Raw genomic sequence first — 18,866 nt, 5'->3', positions numbered from 1 at the left:
ATTTTTTTGTTAAACACATATTTGAGTTAGCTTTGCTAATCATTAATTAGCAAAACGAGCTTTGGCGAAAGTGGCTGAAAAATCGGCGAAAACTGAAAGGCGCTCAGTTAACAAACTGTTCAAGAGGGATTCGCAACGCGTGGCATCTTCACTATGCGTTGGTTTAAGTGATTAAGGTGGTATGCGGCGGCATTGGTATTGCGTTGCTCACCCCTTAACAGGGCGTTAGTACGGGGTTGGCATCAAAAGTTAAAATTTTCAGAGTTTACCGGTTTCTCTGCTTTGCTTTACACCTGAAACATTGTGCCTTTCACGATCTTTCCGGTGGCACTATATGCGGAGTGTTCGCTGTGAATTTACCGTTTACGGTTTCTAACTTTTTGGCTATTTCTTTGGTGTGATTTCTTTGATGCTGGAACATTTTTGTCAAACACTGAGTTTCTTTGGCGCTGCCGTTCAGTTTCGAAGTCCGTATCCTTTGCTAATTTGAAAACGGTGAAAATAGGTCAGTTAAGCAAGTTTTTCTTCTCGCCAGCTTGGGTTTTGAAATTGAGTTCAAGTTTGGTAGTTGTCTGTTTGGCTTCAGCGTTTTAAGCCATAATTTTCGTGCTATATTTCAATATCTTGGTGTGTGCCAAAGGCTTTAAGGGCAGCGTACTAACAAACAATTCAAGAGGGATTCGTAACGCGTGGCATTTTTACTATGCGTTAATTTTAGTGGTTAAGGTGGTTTTCGGTAGCATTGGTGTTGCGTTACTCACCCCTTAATTGGGCGTTAGCACTTTCGAGAGTTGGTAAATGATCACATTAAAAGAAATGGAAGAAGTATTGAGTGAGTTCAAAGCTACTGAAAGGCATGAAGTTAAATATGCGATTCAGTTCTTTTTACCATCGCTAAAACAATACGTTTACATTAATAAACAGGCTGGAGCGAAACCTTCGGGGTTAGTGATCCATCCTCGTGCAGAATTCTACAAAAATGAACTAGCTTTGCTCGATGGAGTAGAGACTACAGGTTCATTGAATCACAAGTCTAGCATGCGCAAGTTTCCTAAAAGACTCAACCGAGGGGAGCTGCCTATACCATTTGGAATCCCATTTGGGTTTCAAACAAAAGAATCCATGCGCTCTTTTTTGATTCGTTTGTCAGAATTAAAGCCACTCTACTTGAGAAACCCAGAAGACGAAATAGCAGACGCTAAAGCAAGTGGTGAACTTGATAAACTTACTGAAACAGAAGTGGAGCGTTTAGTTAGTAGTCGCAGGGGACAGGGTAAGTATCGAAAAACCTTAATCGACCTTTGGAAAAGATGTTCTGTAACTGGGTGCGAGCAAGTTGGGCTCTTAAAAGCTTCGCATATAAAACCTTGGCGTGATTCTTCAAATGAAGAACGATTAGATCCTTACAATGGCTTGTTGCTGACACCAAATCTGGATACCTTGTTCGATAGTGGCATGATTAGTTTTGATGAGAATGGGAAAATTTTAATTTCCGAATCACTAGACCCTTCAGCGCTAACGGCATTGAATGTTGAGCAAAGTTTAAAACTTCGCAGCTTGAGTAAAGAAACAGCTCAGTACTTAAAGTACCATCGAGAGTTTATCTACCAAGCGAGATAAAGTGCTAACAAAGCATTTAAGAGTGATTCGCAACGCTTGGCAGTTTCGCTTCGCTCAAGTATAGCCATGCGTCGCTCACACCTTAATGCGGCGTTAGAGCGCAGGAGAAGAATAATGAATATGACGGACATAATTGAATACATTTCATATCTTATCACCGGCATTATTATCGCTCCCTTTGGCTTTATGTTGTTCAAAGAATTTATCGGTAAAGATCGCAAGACGGTCACAGATGAAGTCAAATCTACGGTAGGAGACGAATCGAGAAAGTTTCTGGGAGGTAGATATGGTGATGCTGTGGTAGGTCAGTTTGTCGAGTTTAAACTGATAATAGCGATAGGTTTGCCAGTAGTTCTCTTTCTAGGGATCTCTTCCTTGGTAAATTCTCTTTTGAAAGTTCTGTTCAACCTTTGAGTTGCGCTCTAACAAACTGTTCAAGAGGGATTCGCAACGCGTGGCATTTTCACTATGCGTTGGTTTTAGTGTTTAAGGCGGTATGCGGGAACTTCGGCATTGCGTTGCTCACCCCTTAACAGGGCGTTAGTCGCCAGAAAAAGCTAGCTGTCAAAATCATGTTTCTAAGCTCAAAATTTGGCTGCTTGTTGTTCGGTTTACAGCTTTATTGTTGTTGGTCCAAACTCATTTTCAGCTGTTTTAAGTACAAAGTTTTGCAATTGTCCTAGCGGTTTTTTTGTTCTTTGGTGCTGACATAACAGGGCAATCGAGAGTCTGTTTTTGGTTGCAACTCTGCTCGGTGAGTTTGTTGGTTCAAAAGCTGATCTACTCGCTGAAAAGGCGTTTTCTCTGGTGTGGTAAGTTCCACTTGGTTTGAGTGACTTTGTTGAAAGTCCGCACTGTGAGATTGGTTTTCCAAAAGCGTTTTTTGGTGTTGTCAGTCCGTTTTCTACGGCGTTGTTTGTTCCAAGTGGTTTCATTGAGTAGTCGCTTTGAGACTACGCCTGATTTAAATGCATCAAAGCACATAAAGTTTGTTGTTTGCAAAGTTTGGTTCGGCTTAAAATTGTCGCTCGGTGCCTCGCGACTAACAAACTGCTCAAGAGGGATTCGCAACGCGTGGCATTTTTACTATGCGTTGATTTTAGTGATTAAGGTGGTTTGCGGTGGCTTTCGTATTGCGTTGCTCACCCCTTAGCAGGGCGTTATGTTGTTTGAGGCTAACAATGAAATATTGGTTACTACTATTGGTATCAATTCTACATTCAGGTTTAAGTTTTTCGGGTGACGAAGTGAAGAGTAATCCAGTTTTATCCAATGACCTTTTATGGCAGAGGACAATTATCGAAGCTAAAGCGAGCATAGGATCCTTTCGCGACCTATTGTCTAAACCTGAGCTTGCATCTAGTTTTGCTCTTGTAAAAGTATACTTCCCAGAACAAGGTGCTTACTTATGGTTCATGGTGGTAGATGTAGATTCAAAGTCTTTCGTGGTTCAAGCTTTTGAAACACTCCCTCAGTTAGGTCATATTGTCGTCGGTGAAGCGTACTCAGTTTCAGATGAAGATATCGTAGATTGGTCTCTGAATAACAGTGGTTCAATGTATGGTGGATTTTCAATGCGTTACATCAGAGACCAAAAAACAAAAGACGAACAAGACAAATATGACCAGTATGTAGGCGTAAAAGAATGGATGCCTCTGCCTTGAGTCCACAACATAACAAATTGTTCAAGAGTGATTCGGCACGCGTGGCATTTTTACCATGCGTTAGGTTTAGTGGTTAAGGTGGTATGCGGAGGCTTCTGTATTGCGTGCCTCACACCTTAACAAGGCGTTATGTGTCTGAGCAGACCTTAATCTCGGTCTGCTCAATACAGTAAAGCTAGGATTTACTTAATTTGACTAATTCCTGCGAGGAGGGTTTTGACATGGTAGCTACTGATGGAGACTACTTGCTCTCTAGTCCCATAAAACTTAATTTCAAACCCATTAGGGTTTTTCTCTAGCATTGAAAGAGGCAATGTTACGCCGACAGTTTCAGTCAAAGAGCAACCAAAGCTTCCACTACAGTCAACATCGGTGTCAATTCTGGTTAACTCATGCACTTTTCCATCTTTCGTGCGAGCGGTGCGGATGTGCCCCCAATCATTTAGAAATAGCAGATCAGCGTATACTTGGAATACTTTGGGTTTCCTAGTCAGCTTGCCATTAGACCATGTACGTAGGAGTATTCGATCTTGATATTCAGTTTTAATCGTAGAGGAATCTGCAAATTCATCTGTTGTGATTATTGGTTCGTAGCTGGCTTCCTTTACATTTTCTGTGCCATACGCGTAGGCTAAGTCATTGGCATCAAAGGGCGAGGCATTAGTTTTTTCAAAGCCTTTTTTTTCTATCAATGCGTTGTAGTTAACATGTCCTTTGAACCATAGGGCGGTAGAGCAACCTTCAAACATAACAGCAGTTGAAACATTACTATCAAATGAATAGTCCTTACCTTGGATGTTTAATACTTTGGGATACTTATTAAACGCTTTATGGTCAGGTTTTAAATTTCCAGAGAATTTAAACTTTTTACCTTTTAGCGTTTCTCCAATATTACTTCTACCGAGATAACCTTGATCGTCTTCAAAGTAAAGGGAGAAGTACTTGGACTCGCCAGTGTACGAAAACTCAGCTCCTGGCATACTTTCATACACACACGTTGTAGCTGGTTGTGAGCTAACGCTGTTAGTCGGTGTTATTGCTGATTTGGTTGCTTGTTGTGTTGCCATACAACCAGTTAATGATGCGATAAAAGCAATTGTGATTATGTTTCTTTTCATGGTGAATAGAGCTGCCTTGAGTCTTCTACTTGTTCTGCGAATAAAAGGAGCGGCATTCTACTCATCTAGGTAATAAAATTGATATGATTTATATCAACCAATACACATAACAAACTGTTTAAGAGTGATTCGCAACGCTTGGCATTTTTGTTATGCGTTGCGTTTAGTGTTTAAGGCGGTATGCGGCGGCATCGGTATTGCGTTGCTCACACCTTAACAGGGCGTTAGCCCTATCAGAGGAAAACAATGAAATCTGCAGTATTAGTTATTGATGTTCAGTCGATTCTGTTCGACCCGGAACCTCAACCATTTGAGTCACAAATCGTACTCACCAAAATTAATGAAGTTACGAAATTGGCGCGTGCTAAGTCTGTCCCAGTTATCTTTGTTCGGCACGAGCAACCTAAATCTGTTATTGAATATGAAAGCGCTGGTTGGTCATTGCAGTCGAGCTTAATTACACAAACTGGTGACCATTTCGTTCGCAAAACAACACCAGACTCTTTCTTGAATACTAATCTTCAAAGTGTTTTGAATGAACTCGATGTAGATAGCTTAATTGTGTGTGGCTACGCCTCAGAGTTTTGCGTTGATACCACCATTCGCAGAGCTGCAGGTTTAGGCTACCCCGTAACTTTGGTTTCGGATGCTCACACAACTCATGATAAGGAGCACGCCAGTGGGGCTCAAATTCGAGAGCACCACAATGACACGTTACCTAGCATTTCTAGTTTCGGTGTTAAAATCGAAGCGGTAGAGGCGTGCAACCTTTGGGCATAGGGCTAACAAGCAATTTAAGAGTGATTCAGCACGCTTGGCATTTTTAGTTTGGTTTAAGTTTGGTGATTACGGTGGTTAAATTGAGTGTCGTGGTTGCGCGCTTCACACCTTAATTGGGCGTTAGTACGGGTTTGGCATCAAAGGTCATAGGTTTTGGTGTTTATCTGTTTTGGCGCTCGTCTTTACACCTTTCAGTTAGTGCCTTTCACGTTCTTTCCGGTGGCACTATATGCGGAGTGTTCGCTTTGATTTCACCGTTTACGGCTTCTAACTCTGAGCCTATTTCTTTGGTGCTTCTTCATTTTCGTGGTGGTTTTTGAGAGAACCGTGATTACTTTTGGTGTGGCTGTTGAGTGACGAGGAAAGAATCCTTTTTTAATTTAAAGCAAGTGAAAATAGGGCAGTTCAGTGCGTTTTTCTTCTAGCCAACTTTCGTCTTTCAATCGGGGTAAAGTTTTGTAGCTGCCCGTCTCACTTCAGTGTTCAAAGCCTTTCATATCATCTCGGTTTTCAATATCTTGGAGCGCATAAATAGAAGTAGCGCATGTACTAACAAATTGCTTAAGAGTGATTCGTAACGCGTGGCATTTTTACTTTGCGGTGGCTTATGGTGATTAAGGCGCTGTGCGGTAGCTTTTGTATTGCGTTACTCACACCTTAGCAAGGCGTTAGGCATATTCAATCATATGCTACAAATCACACTTTTCATCTTTGATTTTATGCTTCTGTATTTATCGTATGGTATTTTTCACATGAATAATTGCTAATAAACCTGAGGTTACAAAAGGTGTCTCAAGAATTAACTGAAAATAAGATAATGCAGGCCCTAGATTGGGCATACGACAAGGCGATCAACGGTGTAGCTGGTTTAGATTCTGCCCAAGAACTAGCATTGAGCTACATGAAAGAATCAAGTGATCCAATAAGCCAAGCAAACTCATTAATTCGTTGGCAAAATACAAAAGCAGGCACTTCAGGCTTCCTCACGGGGTTAGGTGGTTTGATAACAATGCCAGTAACTTTACCAGCCAACATAACGAGCGTTATGTACGTACAAATCCGAATGATAGCTGCAATTGCTCATATGGGGGGGCACGACTTGAAAGACGATCGTGTCAAAGCGATGGTTTATGCATGTCTGACTGGCAATGCGGCTAAAGATATCCTCAAAGATATAGGTATTGTAGTTGGTAGAAAGCTTACAGAAAATGCGATTAAGAGTATTAGTGGGAAAACAATAACTAAAATTAATCAGGCTGTAGGTTTTAGGTTACTAACTAAGTTTGGGGAAAAAGGGGCTATAAATTTAGGTAAAGCAATTCCGTTGGTCGGAGGTATCGTTGGAGCTACCTTTGACTCAGTAACAACCAATACCATCGGAAATATGGCTCGCGACACATTTATCGCGCTCCCTGAATTTGCCTAACAATCTGTTTAAGAGCGATTCGCAACGCTTGGCATTTTTGCTATGCGTTGCGTTTTGTGTTTATGGTGGTCTGCGGGAACTTCGGTATTGCGTTGCTCACACCTTAACAGGGCGTTAGCTGCTTGGAGAAAATTTATGGTTCGTGTAGCCAAAATCAAAGATTTAGATGTGTTGGTTAGCCTTTTCATAGCCGAGAACGAGCACAACTCAGACTTAGCCCCAGATGTTGTTCGCAAAACTGAAGATGTACTAAATGAAACTGAGCTTCAAGATATTCTATCTGATGAAAATCAGTTGCTTATTGTTAGCGAGCACGATGGAAAGGTAGTCGGAGCTTTATTGGGGAATCTCGCTGACGTTAAAGAGCGTCGTTGGACGCAATCACGAACGTATGGATATATTGAAGAGTTAATCGTTTCTAGCGAAGCTCGAAAGCTGGGTGTAGCTACAGGGCTAGTTTCTTACTTTTCTAAGTGGGCTAGTGCTCTTGGTGCTAGTTCAGTTGACCTGCATGTTTGGTCAAATAACACAGGAGCTATCGGTTTTTATACTAGCGCCGGATTCGAATCAAAACAGAACCTGCTCTCCAAAAAGCTTCGCAGCTAACAAAGCGTTTAAGACGGATTCCCAACGCTTGGCATTTTCGGTTTGCTTTGAATTTAGTGATTACGGCACAATGATTTAGGTTAAGTGGTAGCGTTGCTCACCACTTAACGCGGCGTTAGGTCTTTGCTGCTACATGCGGAAAGCACTTCTGCTATGTTGGTGTGAGTGCCACTCAGTTCAAAGTCGTATATTACTTCTATCGCCCGTTTTACTTCGTTGGTTTCTTACAGTAAATTGTATACTATTCAGTATCTTGGGTGGTTTATTTGCACTTTAATAAGGTGTTAGATTCATAAAGGATGAAAAATGGAATTAGTCAAACAGTTTAATAATCAAATTCAGTATTTAGCATTTACCTTCCCTGAGGTAATGATGGAGATTCAACCATATTTGACCGGTAAAACATCGAGAAAAGCCAATGGGCAATATTATCCAAGCGACTGGAACCGAAAGGCTAATGGTAACTACTATCCGAAGGACTTCTTACGAAAAGCTGATGGACATTATTATCCGAAAAATTGGAGTAGAAAAAGTGATGGTAGATATTACCCTTCGTACTTTTCTAGAAAAGCAGACGGTCATTATTATCCTAGCAATTATGTAAGAAAAACAGACGGTAAATATTATCCGTCATGACAAAAACCTAACAATCTGTTTAAGAGTGATTCGCAACGCGTGGCATTTTTACTATGCGTTGTGTTTAGTGGTTAAGGTGGTAGGCGGAAGCTTCGGTATTGCGTTGCTCACACCTTAACAGGGCGTTATACCGCAATCAATCATCTAACCTTTTCATGGCTTTACGGTAAACATCGCTACGTTCGCGTTTTCCAACTGCTAAGACGGTTACAATGATGACATCGTCTTCAACTTTGTAGACGAGACGGTAGCCCGATTGACGCAACTTAATTTTATACATGTTGTCAGCTCCAGAAAGCTTTGAAGCCGGAACATGTGGGTTATCTAAGCGCTCGATTAGCTTTTTCTTAAATTGTTGTTGCAGAGTAGAGCCAAGCTTTTTCCACTCTTTGAGTGCACTCTTTTTAAAGTCGAGTTTATAGGTCATCAATATTTACCGAAATGCTCTCTTCAGATTCACGCTCTTTAGCGATAGCTAGTAGTTCCAGATCTTCGAGTCTGTCCATCATCATTTCGTACGCTTCGGCAGGCACGCAATAAAATGCTGGTTCATTTCGGTTTAATACAGCAACAGGTTCGCCGTAAGCACTAGTTGCAACTTTCATAGGGTTAGCTTTCAACTCAGTAATGCTTGCAGCAACATCGGCTAAAATTCTAGTGGTCATATAATCGGTCTCTTAAGTGGTTTTTATGTTGGTCATTTTAGCCTCAACCAAGCGGTATAACAAGTTGCTTAAGAGTGATTCGCAACTCGTGGCATTTTTACTATGTGTCGGTTTATGTGTTTAAGGTATTATGCGGAGGCTAAGGTATTGCGTTGCTCACACCTTAGCAAGGCGTTATACGATTAAGGAGAAAAATGAAGCCTGATTTACACGGAAGTAGGGTTGTTTTGAGGTCAATTCAAATGGATGATTCTGATGACTTGTTTGAAATTTATGGTGATATTCAAACAATGGAATTTGCCTCAGATCCGGTTTTTCCATCGAAAGATACGATATTTCAGATGTTGGAAAGCGTCGTCCAATTAGAAAAGTTGGGTGAATCGTTGGAATGGGCAGTTTTAGAGCAATCGACCAACAAAGTTATCGGAACTTGTGGTTTACATAGTTTTAGTGATTGTGGTCATTCATGTGAGGTTGGATGCTTACTTAATTCATCATATTGGCGACAAGGCTATATGTCGGAAGCCCTCAGTTTGTTATTTTCTCACGCAAAATCTTTGGGTATTGAAATATTGTATGCAGACATTGATAAAGGTAACTTTCGGTCTAAAGCTCTGTTTGAAAAATTAGGTTTCAAAGCCCAAAATGGTCAGTTTCAGCGCTCGTTGTGAGAAATCGTATAACAAATTGTTCAAGAGGGATTCGCAACGCGTGGCATTTTCACTATGCGTTGATTTTAGTGATTAAGGCGTTATGCGGCGGCATCAGTATTGCGTTGCTCACCCCTTAACAAGGCGTTATGAGTACCCCCAGAATTACAGGCAAGGAGCCTAACTTGTTCAAGCTTTACTACTATCCAAACAACGCGAGTTTGGCACCACACTTTCTATTGCAGCATGTGAAAGCTGACTTTGAATTGTTGTTGGTAGACAAGAAGGCTCAATCCCACAAAAAGAAAGACTATCTCAGATTGAACCCTGCGGGTCGTATTCCAACTCTGATTATCGATGGGCAGGCGGTTTTTGAAAGTGTTGCGATCTGTATTCATATTTGTGAATTACACCCTGACTCAGGGTTAATGCCAGCATTGGGTGATGCCAAGCGTCCTTTATTCTTTCAATGGTTAGCATTTCTTAACAATACGCTACAGTCAGAATTAATGATTCGCTATTACCCAAAGCGTCACACAACTAGTGAATTAGGTGCTTCAGATATAGTCTCGGCTCAAAACTATCGCATTATGGAAGTGTTATCCATTCTTGATGAGCAACTTAAGCAACATGAATACTTAATCGGAAATGAGTTAACTGCATGCGACTACTTTCTGTTCATGTTAGCAGGGTGGCTACCAGAAGAGGCGCATGTGGAGAGTTATCAGCACTTATCGGATTATCTGAAACGCCTCTGTCGCAATTCAGTAATAAGAGCTGTATGTGATTTTGAGGAGGTTGATCTCACACACTTTGAGTCATACTCATAACAAATTGTTTAAGAGTGATTCGGCACGCGTGGCATTTTTGCTATGCGTTGGTTTTAGCGGTTAAGGTGTTATGCGTCAGCTTCGGTATTGCGTGCCTCACACCTTAACAAGGCGTTATATGCTTTCGGTGAAAATGGATGGTTCAATGATCGAAACAGAAAGGTTAGAACTTACACCTGTAGCTTTGGAAGATATTGAAATATATACAAAGCTTTTAACGTGTGAAGTAACAACTCGTTACTTACCTGGTGGTAAGCCATTTAGTTTAGAGTACATTGAGAACTACGTGCCTGAGAAAGTTGGTCACTGGGAGAAAGGTTTCGGGACATTCATTATTTCCTTAAAAGACGAGCCGACCGTAAAAATAGGTTATGCGGGTGTAGAGCAAATTCCTAATACAAAATTTTCTGATATTAGGTACGGCTTACTTCCTGAATTTCAAGGCAAAGGCTATGCTTTTGAAGCGTCAAAGGCTGTTTTAAACTTCACACTAGAAACTAGCATAGTTTCTGAAGTTCATGGTGTCGCTGTAATTGAAAACCGGGCATCAATAAGTCTGCTTAAAAAATTGGGTATGATTGAGTCCAGTGATCAACTTTACGACAGTGATGAACTGGTTACGTTATCTACTCAAGCACGCATATAACAAGGCGTTCAAGAGGGACAGTCAACGCGTAGCGAGTTTGGCTCAAATCTTGGTATTTGTGTTTATGGTGGTAAGTTGAAGTTTGGTGGTAGCGCGTTGCTGCCCCTTAACGCGGCGTTAGCTGTTTAAGGAAAAAATGAGAAAATACGATAAGCCGCTATTCTGGCTGTATATAAAAACAAGAGACTCGTTGTTGTCATCTTTCAAGGGCTTTCTGGGAATGCTTTTAGTGTTGTTCGGGGCAGCAGTAGTTTTAGGTAATGAATTCCCCGAGAGTGTCTGGATTTCGGTGGGAATTATTTTACTAGCATCTAGTCTTCCAATCTCAATGGGCCTGATGATGTTAAAGCTCAAATTTAAGAGTTCTGCTGGATCAATACCTACAGCAGAACTAGCGTATTTTTTACAGCACGATGAAGATGCAAACTTAGATAAAGCTGTGAGAGGTTTATTTTCGTTATGCCTATCTTTTCTGATTTACCTTTGGTTTACGATGGTAGCTATCGCAGTACTCGGTATGCTGGGGGCAAAGCTCGTGTTGTAAAACACAGCTAACAAACTGTTTAAGAGGGATTCGCAACGCGTGGCATTTTCACTATGCGTTGGTTTTAGTGATTAAGGTGGTTTGCTTCTGCTTCGGTAATGCGTTGCTCACCCCTTAACAGAGCGTTATGTGCTTGGAGGAAAAATGGAATATTTTCAGTACTATGGAATCGACTGGGTTGCAATGGTACTTACGTTTCTTGCAATTTGGCAAATTGGAAATAAGAACAAAATCGGTTTCATCTTAATGATGTGCGGTAACACTAGTTGGGTAGCAGTTGGTTATCTTACTGGCAGTGTGGCAATGATAATTGCAAATATCATCTTTTTCTCAATGAACCTTAGAGCAATCATCAAATGGTCGACGCCAGAGAAAGAGCCTAAAGTTAGTGTTGCTGAGCAGTCATCTACAAGCTAGAAGTTCGCACATAACAAACTGTTCAAGAGGGATTCGCAACGCGTGGCATTTTCAATATGCGTTGCGTTTAGTGGTTAAGGTGGTATGCGGCGGCTTTTGTATTGCGTTGCTCACCCCTTAACAGGGCGTTAGTACGGGTTTGAAATCAAAGGTCATAAGTTTTGGTGTTTATCTGTTTTTGCGCTCGTCTTTACACCTTTCAGTTTGTACCTTTCACGTTCTTTCCGGTGGCACTATATGCGGAGTGTTTGCTTTGGTTTCACCATTTACGGTTTCTAACTCTTAGCCTATTTCTGTGGCGCTTCTTCTCTTTCGTGGTTTTTACTAAGTCAGAATTGTCTTTCTTTGGTGTTGCCGTCGAAGTGCGAGGAACGAATCCTTTTCTAATTTGAAGTTAGTAAAAGTAGGGGAGTTCAGTGCGTTTTTCTTCTAGCCAACTTTCGTCTTTCAATTGGAATTAAGTTTTGTAGCTGCCCGTCTCACTTCAGTGTTCAAAGCCTTTCATATCATGCCAGTTTTCAATATCTTGGAGCGCATAAATAGAAGTAGCGCATGTACTAACAAATTGCTTAAGAGTGATTCGTAACGCGTGGCATTTTTTACTATGCGGTGGCTTATGGTGATTAAGGCGCTGTGCGGTAGCTTTTGTATTGCGTTACTCACACCTTAGCAAGGCGTTATGTTCTTGGAGGAAATGGTGGGCTATCAAAGGGATAGGGTAACTTTCAGCGTTTTCCATAAACTTGCTTTAACTATTTACAAATGCTTAAAATTTAAGGTGTTAGGCGAAACAGAAAAGCTAGAGTGGCAGCAAATTTTAGTAGCCGATTGTTTGCGTGTTATAGGGTTTTGTAGTTTGGCTTATTGGCTAGCTTCCAAAGTCCAAATGTCTACATCTAGCGATAAGCACAAGTTTTGGTCTACTCATATTTCGGGTATTGCGTTGCAATACGCAGGTGATATGGGTGGTGCTGAAAGAGCATACTTACAAAGCCAAGATTACGGTTGTGTGCTTTCTTTGAGTTTCAGTTTACAACACTTGGGTAAATTAAACGTGGAGCTTGGTAACTATGAACTCGCTGAAAAGCAGTTTATTGAAGCTTTGGCTATTCGAACGAAACTGAAGCGTACAGACTTAATAGATTCGACCAACCGAGCAATACAAGGGTTACAAAAGCTACGAACATAACAAACAGTTCAAGAGGGATTCAGCACGCGTGGCATTTTGGGTATGCGTTGGTTTCGGTGTTGAAGTGCTATGCGGCAACATCGGTATTGCGTGCTTCACCCCTTAACTGGGCGTTAGTACGGTTTTAGCATTAAAAGTCTAAGTTTTAGTATTTATCTGTTTTGGCGCTCGTCTTTACACCTTTCAGTTAGTGCCTTTCACGTTCTTTCCGGTGGCACTATATGCGGAGTGTTCGCTTTGATTTCACCGTTTACGGTTTCTAACTCTTAGCCTATTTCTTTGGTGCTTCTTCACTTTTGTGGTGGCTTTTGAGAGAACCATGATTATTTTTGGTGTGGCTGTTGAAGTACGAGGAAAAAATCCTTTTCTAATTTGAAACCAGTGAAAGTAGGGCAGTTCATTACGTTTTTCTTCTAGCTAACTCTCGTCTCTTAACCGAGTTTAAGTTTTGTAGCTGCCCGTCTCACTTCAGTGTTCAAAGTCTTTCATATCATGCCACTTTTCAATATCTTGGAGCGCATAAATAGAAGTAGCGCATGTACTAACAAATTGCTTAAGAGTGATTCGTAACGCGTGGCATTTTTACTTTGCGGTGGCTTATGGTGATTAAGGCGCTGTGCGGTAGCTTTTGTATTGCGTTACTCACACCTTAGCAAGGCGTTATAAGTTAAAGTGAGATAGTCATGAAAGTTCAACCATATCAGATTTATCAGTCTATGATGCTTGAAGTCAAAGTGAGGATTAGAGCTGTGGATGAATGCCTTTCTAAACATTCAGAAAAAAGCTCTTTACCTCCGCTGGATGCTGAGTTCTGCTTTCTTCAATTAAGAAAAATTGTCGAACAAGTTTGCTTTAGCTCTGTTTTATGCGACAAAAATAGATATAAAGAATTTAGACGAATTGAAGGTGAAGAAAGTGACATCAATGGTGATTTTACAAAGGACTGGAATGCGAGAGTTATCCTACAGAAACTTAACTCTATTAGTCCTCACTTTATGCCAATTCCTTTAGGTCAGAGCCAATTTAGCGATGGCTTACATCAAATTCAGCGCAAAGACATTAAAGCTACCCATGGTGAGTTGATTAAGATTTACAAAAAATGTGGTGACTTTATGCATATACCGAAACCATTTTCTGAAGATTATGACTCACATATTTCAAGGTATAAGCAAAAGTACGCAAGCTCAAAAAATACAATTGAATCGTATATTAGCTATTTAAAAGACCTTTTGTGGAATCACGCAGCAATAGGTTTGGAGTTTAATCCTGGCGAAAATCCGCTTACTCCAGGTAACCCAAAGAATGCATGGCTAGTAGATTTTGGTGACTATAGTAGCGATGACATTTCAATTGCTATAGCTATTGCGGATTAACTTATAACAATCTGTTTAAGAGTGATTCGCAACGCGTGGCATTTTTACTATGCGTTGCGTTTAGTGTTTAAGGTGGTCTGCTGCAACATCGGTATTGCGTTGCTCACACCTTAACAGGGCGTTAACTGGCACAGAAAATACGAAAGCACATTGATACGGTTTCTAGGTTCGGAGGTTTAGCGTGTTCGGTCGGTTTCCTTAGCTGAGGTAATGCGACTAATTTCAGTTTGGTACTTAAGCTTACTGATGTGAAAGGCGGCATAAAGCCTTCTAATAATATAAGGCGTTCGCGATTAGTTCGGCGCACTTACATCGCCGAAGTATGGTGTTGTGAGACGCATTTCAAACTAAAGATCAACGGTAATTTTTTTGTTAAACACATATTTGAGTTAGCTTTGCTAATCATTAATTAGCAAAACGAGCTTTGGCGAAAGTGGCTGAAAAATCGGCGAAAACTGAAAGGCGCTCAGTTAACAAACTGTTCAAGAGGGATTCGCAACGCGTGGCATCTTCACTATGCGTTGGTTTAAGTGATTAAGGTGGTATGCGGCGGCATTGGTATTGCGTTGCTCACCCCTTAACAGGGCGTTATAACTCATCCAAGTTCCGAGGAAATTTATACATGAAATACCAATATGTTAAATGTCGTATTGATGATGCAGTAGAAGAGTTGTGTATTGGAGCTGGAGATGCGAGAAGTCGCTTGCTTAGTGCCAATGAGGCGACTTCAAGTCTTTTAGATATTCACTTTCCCGAAGAGTTGCTTGGTGACTGGCGTTCAATACAAGAACGTATGACTAAAAGTGGTCCTAGAACTAACTTTGAAGGCAAAATGGTTGAAGGTGCTGTCGCTCATACAATGACTAAGATCCAAAATAAAACAGCGAGCAAAATTGCGGCGGATATATTGAAGCTACATAAGAAATTGCAGTCAGAATACTGAGTTATAACAAACAATTTAAGAGGGATTCCCAACGCTTGGCATTTTTGCTTCTATTTCAAATATAGTGTTTATGGCACAATGCTTCAGGTTTAGGTGGTAGCGTTGCTCACCCCTTAATTGGGCGTTAGTTCCCCAGAGGAAGCAATCAATCCGTAGGGAATTTTTGTTTCTGGTGGAGTACACGCATAACTCGGATGATATCTCCCTCGACCCAGTAAGAGATAATCATCGAAATCTCAGGAATAATGAGTAATCGTCCGCGGATACCATCTCGTTGTACGCCCATTAAAGGTTGTTCAAGCAAGTTTTCTACTTTTGCTTCAATGAGGTTGTCAGTTTTTTCTGCCGCATCAGGGTTGAAGTCATAGAGAAACTCGAAGATCTTTTCACGATCATTAAGTGACTCTTCTTCCCATAAAATCATTGCTTACCTCGATTACGGATTCTGGCTTTGCGCTCTTCCATTCGAGATTTAGCATTTTGGTGCTCAACGAAAACGGACTTTCCTGAGTCAAACTTCTCAAATGCTAGATTTACTTGTTCAGTTAGCCATGCATCGTGAGACAATGTTTTTCTTTGTTGTTCAGCAAGTTGCTCAGTAAGTTCACGGCATGCGTCACTCAGAGTGCGACCTTGGCTCTCAGCCATTTGTTGAGCTAGGCGTTTTGTTTCTTCATCAACACGAAATTGAATTCTAGTGTCCATGATTTATTCCTTTGTTGGTGTGTGTACAAATGTTAGCACTAGGCTTTGAGATGGGCAACTAACAAACAATTTAAGAGTGATTCGGCACGCGTGGCATTTTTACTATGCGTTGGTTTAAGTGAATAAGGTGGTATGCGGGGGCATCGTATTGCGTGCCTCACACCTTAATTGGGCGTTATGTGCTTGGAGGAAAAATGGAATATTTTCAGTACTATGGAATCGACTGGGTTGCAATGGTACTTACGTTTCTTGCAATTTGGCAAATTGGAAATAAGAACAAAATCGGTTTCATCTTAATGATGTGCGGTAACACTAGTTGGGTAGCAGTTGGTTATCTTACTGGCAGTGTGGCAATGATAATTGCAAATATCATCTTTTTCTCAATGAACCTTAGAGCAATCATCAAATGGTCGACGCCAGAGAAAGAGCCTAAAGTTAGTGTTGCTGAGCAGTCATCTACAAGCTAGAAGTTCGCACATAACAAACTGTTCAAGAGGGATTCGCAACGCGTGGCATTTTCAATATGCGTTGCGTTTAGTGGTTAAGGTGGTATGCGGCGGCTTTTGTATTGCGTTGCTCACCCCTTAACAGGGCGTTATGTACTTTGGAGAAAATATGGAAGTAGTAGCTACGGAAAAACACGTCTCAGAATATCCCAATCCGTTTTATTTGAAACAAGGTGATAAAGTAGCTCTCGGTGCAATTGACGACGAGTTTCCCAATTGGATCTTTATAACCAGTAGTGAAGGTATGCAGGGTTGGGCTCCAGTTCAATATATCGAAAAGATTGAAGGAATCTCAGAAGGTATTTTGCGTTATGACTATGACAATGTTGAGCTCAATACAGTCATTGGTGAAAAGCTATCAGTGCAGTTTGAACTCAATGAGTGGTATCGAGTCTCGAGGTCAACGGGTGAAATTGGTTGGGTACGAGTGCGCTCGGTACAACGTACATAACAAATTGTTCAAGAGTGATTCCGCACGCGTGGCATTTTTATTATGCGTGGGCTTTAGTGGTTAAGGTGTTATGCGGAAACATTAGTATTGCGTGCCTCACACCTTAACAAGGCGTTATGTACTTGGAGAAAAATATGGATTTTCTCGTAGGTGTAGACCTTCAGGATTCATTTGTTTTGGGTTGGCACTACAATGATCAAACTTTTGAAATTGAACTAGAGTTTAGCATCTGGCCTGAGTCTAAATATTATGAAGCTCCAAAAATAGGTGAGCATACTTGCTATCGCTTGGGGTCTCTTCTTTTTGAGGGTGTTTTAAGTATTAATGGGCTCTTGAATCAAAATGATATGCAGCCGACCATAGACCTTGACGGTTCAAAAGACTACGGAAACATCGACTACTTTGAAAAGAACCAATCATATTTTAAGGTGGTAGGTGGCTTTGGGAGCATAGAATTTGAAAGCTCAGGTGTTCATTTTAAACTACGTACATAACAAACTGTTCAAGAGGGATTCGCAACGCGTGGCATTTTTACTATGCGTTGAATTTAGTGATTAAGGTGGTATGCGGCAGCTTTTGTATTGCGTTGCTCACCCCTTAACAGGGCGTTATGCATTTTAAGCGCTATCATCACAATTCGCAGAGCGCATCACGCTTCTATTATTGCGCTCAATTTTATACAAAAGTAGTATCATAAAGGCGATTTTGCTCTATGACTCTGATGTATAGCTGCTACTTTGGTTCGTTGCTATATCAGTCTCAAATCAGTATGACTTTGAGGTTTAACAATGGAACAAGAAAAGTACTTAGGTTATATAAAGTACGATGGTGAGTTAGTAGAAAATGGGTTAATGGATGCTAGAAGACAAGCTAAAGCTCTACTCGCATATGATGGAGCAATTAGAGAGCTTATTTCTAAACAAGCACCAGACTTGAAGCATATTGATTTTGAAATTCCGATGAGGGTCCAAAAGGGTTCTTGGGAAGCTCTAGTTCCAGAAACAGTTGCTGGGTGGGCACAAGCTGGACTTGGGGTTGTTGCGACCGCTTATTTTAGTAAAGCTGCGTCAAAAATGGCTGAGAAAGATTTTGAGAACTTCGGCTTCACCTCAATATTCTCGAAAGCACTAGATGGGTTAAAGTGGTTTGCACGAATCAGCAAACATCTAGGAGAAACGGGTAAAAAAGATCTGTCCAACCTTAAGTTTAAAAATAATAACGAACTTATCGGTATTCCCAACAATAGAGGGGAGTACATATATGTTCCAAAGCCTGCGTTAGATCTTTATCTAGATTCCAACTCAAAATTGCTAGAAGAATTAGCTCGTAATATAGCTGAAGGACGCTCGTTAAAAATTGGGACATACAGCGATGGGATTAAGGACGAAGTTACTATTGGTAAACAAGACAAAGCAATCTTCTGTAAGGATGACAGTGAAGATGACGATGAAGTTTTAGTTTTACCTGAGCTAGTGCACGGTGCAACGGTTGTGATTGAAGGTGAAGTTACGAGGGAAAATAAAACATCCAACTCCTTAGGCTTTAAATATTTAGGGCACATTCTTACTGCTTATCCTGATGTGGGTAGTGTCGTTAAATATAAACCTCTTCTGTTTTTGCGCTGTAAGCTAGTCGGTACCGTTAGCCGTTTAGATGAAAAAGGTCGAATTGCAGCGAAACGACCAAAACTTATTGTGTCCCACTTGGAAGCGCTCGAACAAACCAACGGTGACCTATTTGACTAAATGCATAACAAAGCATTTAAGAGTGATTCGCAACGCGTGGCATTTTTCATTCCATCGTTGGGTTTTGTGTTTACGGTGGTATGGTTTGGTCTCGTGGTAGCGTTGCTCACACCTTAATGCGGCGTTAGTACGGGTTTGACATCAAAGGTCATAAGTTTTGGTGTTTATCTGTTTTGGCGCTCGTATTTACACCTTTCAGTTAGTGCCTTTCACGTTCTTTCCGGTGGCACTATATGCGAAGTGTTCGCTTTGATTTCATCGTTTACGGCTTCTAACTCTTAGCCTATTTCTTTGGTGCTTCTTCATTTTCGTGGTGGCTTTTGAGAGAACCTTGATTACTTTTGTTGTGGCG

At 41.0% G+C, this 18,866-nt stretch carries 25 protein-coding genes; 19 read left to right on the top strand and 6 right to left on the bottom strand.

Translation table 11 applies throughout. From position 1 onward, the window contains the following. The first annotated feature begins 798 nt into the window (after positions 1 to 798). Together N646_RS04470 and N646_RS04465 are read left to right on the top strand one after the other, a co-directional pair. Positions 799 to 1,620, top strand: coding sequence for an HNH endonuclease (locus N646_RS04470; RefSeq protein ID WP_017821991.1), 822 nt, complete (start codon positions 799 to 801; stop codon positions 1,618 to 1,620). A gap of 114 nt (positions 1,621 to 1,734) precedes the next feature. Next, positions 1,735 to 2,034 carry a hypothetical protein gene (locus N646_RS04465; protein ID WP_017821992.1) on the top strand — a complete coding sequence of 100 codons (300 nt, stop codon included), beginning with the start codon at positions 1,735 to 1,737 and terminating at the stop codon, positions 2,032 to 2,034. 197 nt (positions 2,035 to 2,231) lie between these two features. Here N646_RS04465 and N646_RS24220 read toward each other — a convergent pair whose 3' ends face one another. Next, positions 2,232 to 2,555 carry a hypothetical protein gene (locus N646_RS24220; protein ID WP_102949758.1) on the bottom strand — a complete coding sequence of 108 codons (324 nt, stop codon included), beginning with the start codon at positions 2,553 to 2,555 and terminating at the stop codon, positions 2,232 to 2,234. Between the two features lie 246 nt (positions 2,556 to 2,801). Here N646_RS24220 and N646_RS04455 point away from each other — a divergent pair, with 246 nt between their 5' ends. Beyond that, positions 2,802 to 3,284 (top strand): DUF2314 domain-containing protein, encoded by a 483-nt coding sequence (locus N646_RS04455; protein WP_017821996.1) that lies wholly within the window; start codon positions 2,802 to 2,804, stop codon positions 3,282 to 3,284. A gap of 182 nt (positions 3,285 to 3,466) precedes the next feature. Here the strand turns inward: N646_RS04455 and N646_RS04450 are convergent, their stop codons facing one another. Continuing rightward, complete coding sequence (locus N646_RS04450) at positions 3,467 to 4,402, bottom strand: hypothetical protein (protein WP_017821998.1); 936 nt, start codon at positions 4,400 to 4,402, stop codon at positions 3,467 to 3,469. 246 nt (positions 4,403 to 4,648) lie between these two features. On the opposite strand from N646_RS04450, the gene N646_RS04445 reads away from it, so the two are divergent. The 4 genes from N646_RS04445 to N646_RS04430 all read left to right on the top strand — a co-directional run bounded on the left by N646_RS04445 (position 4,649) and on the right by N646_RS04430 (position 7,850). After that, complete coding sequence (locus N646_RS04445; RefSeq protein WP_017822000.1) at positions 4,649 to 5,182, top strand: cysteine hydrolase family protein; 534 nt, start codon at positions 4,649 to 4,651, stop codon at positions 5,180 to 5,182. A gap of 787 nt (positions 5,183 to 5,969) precedes the next feature. Further along, complete coding sequence (locus N646_RS04440) at positions 5,970 to 6,608, top strand: EcsC family protein (protein ID WP_005483174.1); 639 nt, start codon at positions 5,970 to 5,972, stop codon at positions 6,606 to 6,608. Positions 6,609 to 6,743: 135 nt separating this feature from the next. Continuing rightward, complete coding sequence (locus N646_RS04435; RefSeq protein WP_017822016.1) at positions 6,744 to 7,214, top strand: GNAT family N-acetyltransferase; 471 nt, start codon at positions 6,744 to 6,746, stop codon at positions 7,212 to 7,214. 306 nt (positions 7,215 to 7,520) lie between these two features. Next, positions 7,521 to 7,850 carry a hypothetical protein gene (locus N646_RS04430; RefSeq protein ID WP_017822015.1) on the top strand — a complete coding sequence of 110 codons (330 nt, stop codon included), beginning with the start codon at positions 7,521 to 7,523 and terminating at the stop codon, positions 7,848 to 7,850. Between the two features lie 136 nt (positions 7,851 to 7,986). Here N646_RS04430 and N646_RS04425 read toward each other — a convergent pair whose 3' ends face one another. Both N646_RS04425 and N646_RS04420 read right to left on the bottom strand, forming a co-directional pair. Then, entirely contained in the window at positions 7,987 to 8,277 is a 291-nt protein-coding gene (locus N646_RS04425; RefSeq protein ID WP_005377002.1) for a type II toxin-antitoxin system RelE family toxin, read from the bottom strand. After that, positions 8,267 to 8,515 (bottom strand): type II toxin-antitoxin system Phd/YefM family antitoxin, encoded by a 249-nt coding sequence (locus tag N646_RS04420; RefSeq protein WP_005377003.1) that lies wholly within the window; start codon positions 8,513 to 8,515, stop codon positions 8,267 to 8,269. The genes N646_RS04425 and N646_RS04420 overlap by 11 nt, the downstream gene beginning before the upstream one ends. Before the next feature lie 194 nt (positions 8,516 to 8,709). Between N646_RS04420 and N646_RS04415 the strand changes: the two genes are divergently transcribed. The 8 genes from N646_RS04415 to N646_RS04380 all read left to right on the top strand — a co-directional run bounded on the left by N646_RS04415 (position 8,710) and on the right by N646_RS04380 (position 15,107). Further along, positions 8,710 to 9,186, top strand: a complete 477-nt coding sequence (locus N646_RS04415; RefSeq protein WP_017822005.1) for a GNAT family N-acetyltransferase — start codon at positions 8,710 to 8,712, stop codon at positions 9,184 to 9,186. A gap of 164 nt (positions 9,187 to 9,350) precedes the next feature. Beyond that, a complete protein-coding gene (locus tag N646_RS04410; RefSeq protein ID WP_017822007.1) occupies positions 9,351 to 9,995 on the top strand; it encodes a glutathione S-transferase family protein in 645 nt (214 codons plus the stop codon). 145 nt (positions 9,996 to 10,140) lie between these two features. Then, on the top strand, positions 10,141 to 10,641 hold the full coding sequence (locus N646_RS04405; RefSeq protein ID WP_025594746.1) for a GNAT family N-acetyltransferase: 501 nt from the start codon (positions 10,141 to 10,143) through the stop codon (positions 10,639 to 10,641). Positions 10,642 to 10,777: 136 nt separating this feature from the next. Continuing rightward, positions 10,778 to 11,185: a hypothetical protein gene (locus N646_RS04400; RefSeq protein ID WP_017822010.1), complete on the top strand. Its 408-nt coding sequence runs from the start codon at positions 10,778 to 10,780 to the stop codon at positions 11,183 to 11,185. 144 nt (positions 11,186 to 11,329) lie between these two features. After that, entirely contained in the window at positions 11,330 to 11,602 is a 273-nt protein-coding gene (locus N646_RS04395) for a nicotinamide mononucleotide transporter (protein WP_005462157.1), read from the top strand. A gap of 886 nt (positions 11,603 to 12,488) precedes the next feature. Then, positions 12,489 to 12,791 carry a hypothetical protein gene (locus N646_RS24915; RefSeq protein ID WP_069508824.1) on the top strand — a complete coding sequence of 101 codons (303 nt, stop codon included), beginning with the start codon at positions 12,489 to 12,491 and terminating at the stop codon, positions 12,789 to 12,791. 683 nt (positions 12,792 to 13,474) lie between these two features. Further along, the gene (locus N646_RS04385; RefSeq protein WP_017822012.1) at positions 13,475 to 14,164 is read left to right on the top strand and encodes a hypothetical protein; all 690 of its coding nucleotides are present in this window, start codon (positions 13,475 to 13,477) and stop codon (positions 14,162 to 14,164) included. Between the two features lie 622 nt (positions 14,165 to 14,786). Continuing rightward, positions 14,787 to 15,107 (top strand): hypothetical protein, encoded by a 321-nt coding sequence (locus N646_RS04380; RefSeq protein WP_017820438.1) that lies wholly within the window; start codon positions 14,787 to 14,789, stop codon positions 15,105 to 15,107. A 145-nt stretch (positions 15,108 to 15,252) separates the two neighbouring features. Here the strand turns inward: N646_RS04380 and N646_RS04375 are convergent, their stop codons facing one another. After that, positions 15,253 to 15,531, bottom strand: coding sequence for a type II toxin-antitoxin system RelE/ParE family toxin (locus N646_RS04375; protein ID WP_005377065.1), 279 nt, complete (start codon positions 15,529 to 15,531; stop codon positions 15,253 to 15,255). Further along, positions 15,528 to 15,812 carry a type II toxin-antitoxin system TacA family antitoxin gene (locus N646_RS04370; RefSeq protein WP_005487956.1) on the bottom strand — a complete coding sequence of 95 codons (285 nt, stop codon included), beginning with the start codon at positions 15,810 to 15,812 and terminating at the stop codon, positions 15,528 to 15,530. Before N646_RS04370 ends, N646_RS04375 begins: the two co-directional genes overlap by 4 nt. A 194-nt stretch (positions 15,813 to 16,006) precedes the next feature. On the opposite strand from N646_RS04370, the gene N646_RS04365 reads away from it, so the two are divergent. The 4 genes from N646_RS04365 to N646_RS04350 all read left to right on the top strand — a co-directional run bounded on the left by N646_RS04365 (position 16,007) and on the right by N646_RS04350 (position 18,514). After that, positions 16,007 to 16,279: a nicotinamide mononucleotide transporter gene (locus N646_RS04365; RefSeq protein WP_005462157.1), complete on the top strand. Its 273-nt coding sequence runs from the start codon at positions 16,007 to 16,009 to the stop codon at positions 16,277 to 16,279. Positions 16,280 to 16,427: 148 nt separating this feature from the next. Next, the gene (locus N646_RS04360; RefSeq protein ID WP_021033958.1) at positions 16,428 to 16,769 is read left to right on the top strand and encodes an SH3 domain-containing protein; all 342 of its coding nucleotides are present in this window, start codon (positions 16,428 to 16,430) and stop codon (positions 16,767 to 16,769) included. 134 nt (positions 16,770 to 16,903) lie between these two features. Further along, positions 16,904 to 17,263, top strand: a complete 360-nt coding sequence (locus tag N646_RS04355; protein WP_021033957.1) for a hypothetical protein — start codon at positions 16,904 to 16,906, stop codon at positions 17,261 to 17,263. Positions 17,264 to 17,557: 294 nt separating this feature from the next. Next, positions 17,558 to 18,514, top strand: a complete 957-nt coding sequence (locus N646_RS04350) for a hypothetical protein (RefSeq protein ID WP_017822019.1) — start codon at positions 17,558 to 17,560, stop codon at positions 18,512 to 18,514. The last annotated feature ends 352 nt before the right edge of the window (positions 18,515 to 18,866 follow it).

Origin of the sequence: Vibrio alginolyticus NBRC 15630 = ATCC 17749 (assembly GCF_000354175.2) — a bacterium.
Taxonomy (GTDB): domain Bacteria; phylum Pseudomonadota; class Gammaproteobacteria; order Enterobacterales; family Vibrionaceae; genus Vibrio; species Vibrio alginolyticus.
This window is presented reverse-complemented; position numbering and strand designations above follow the sequence as displayed.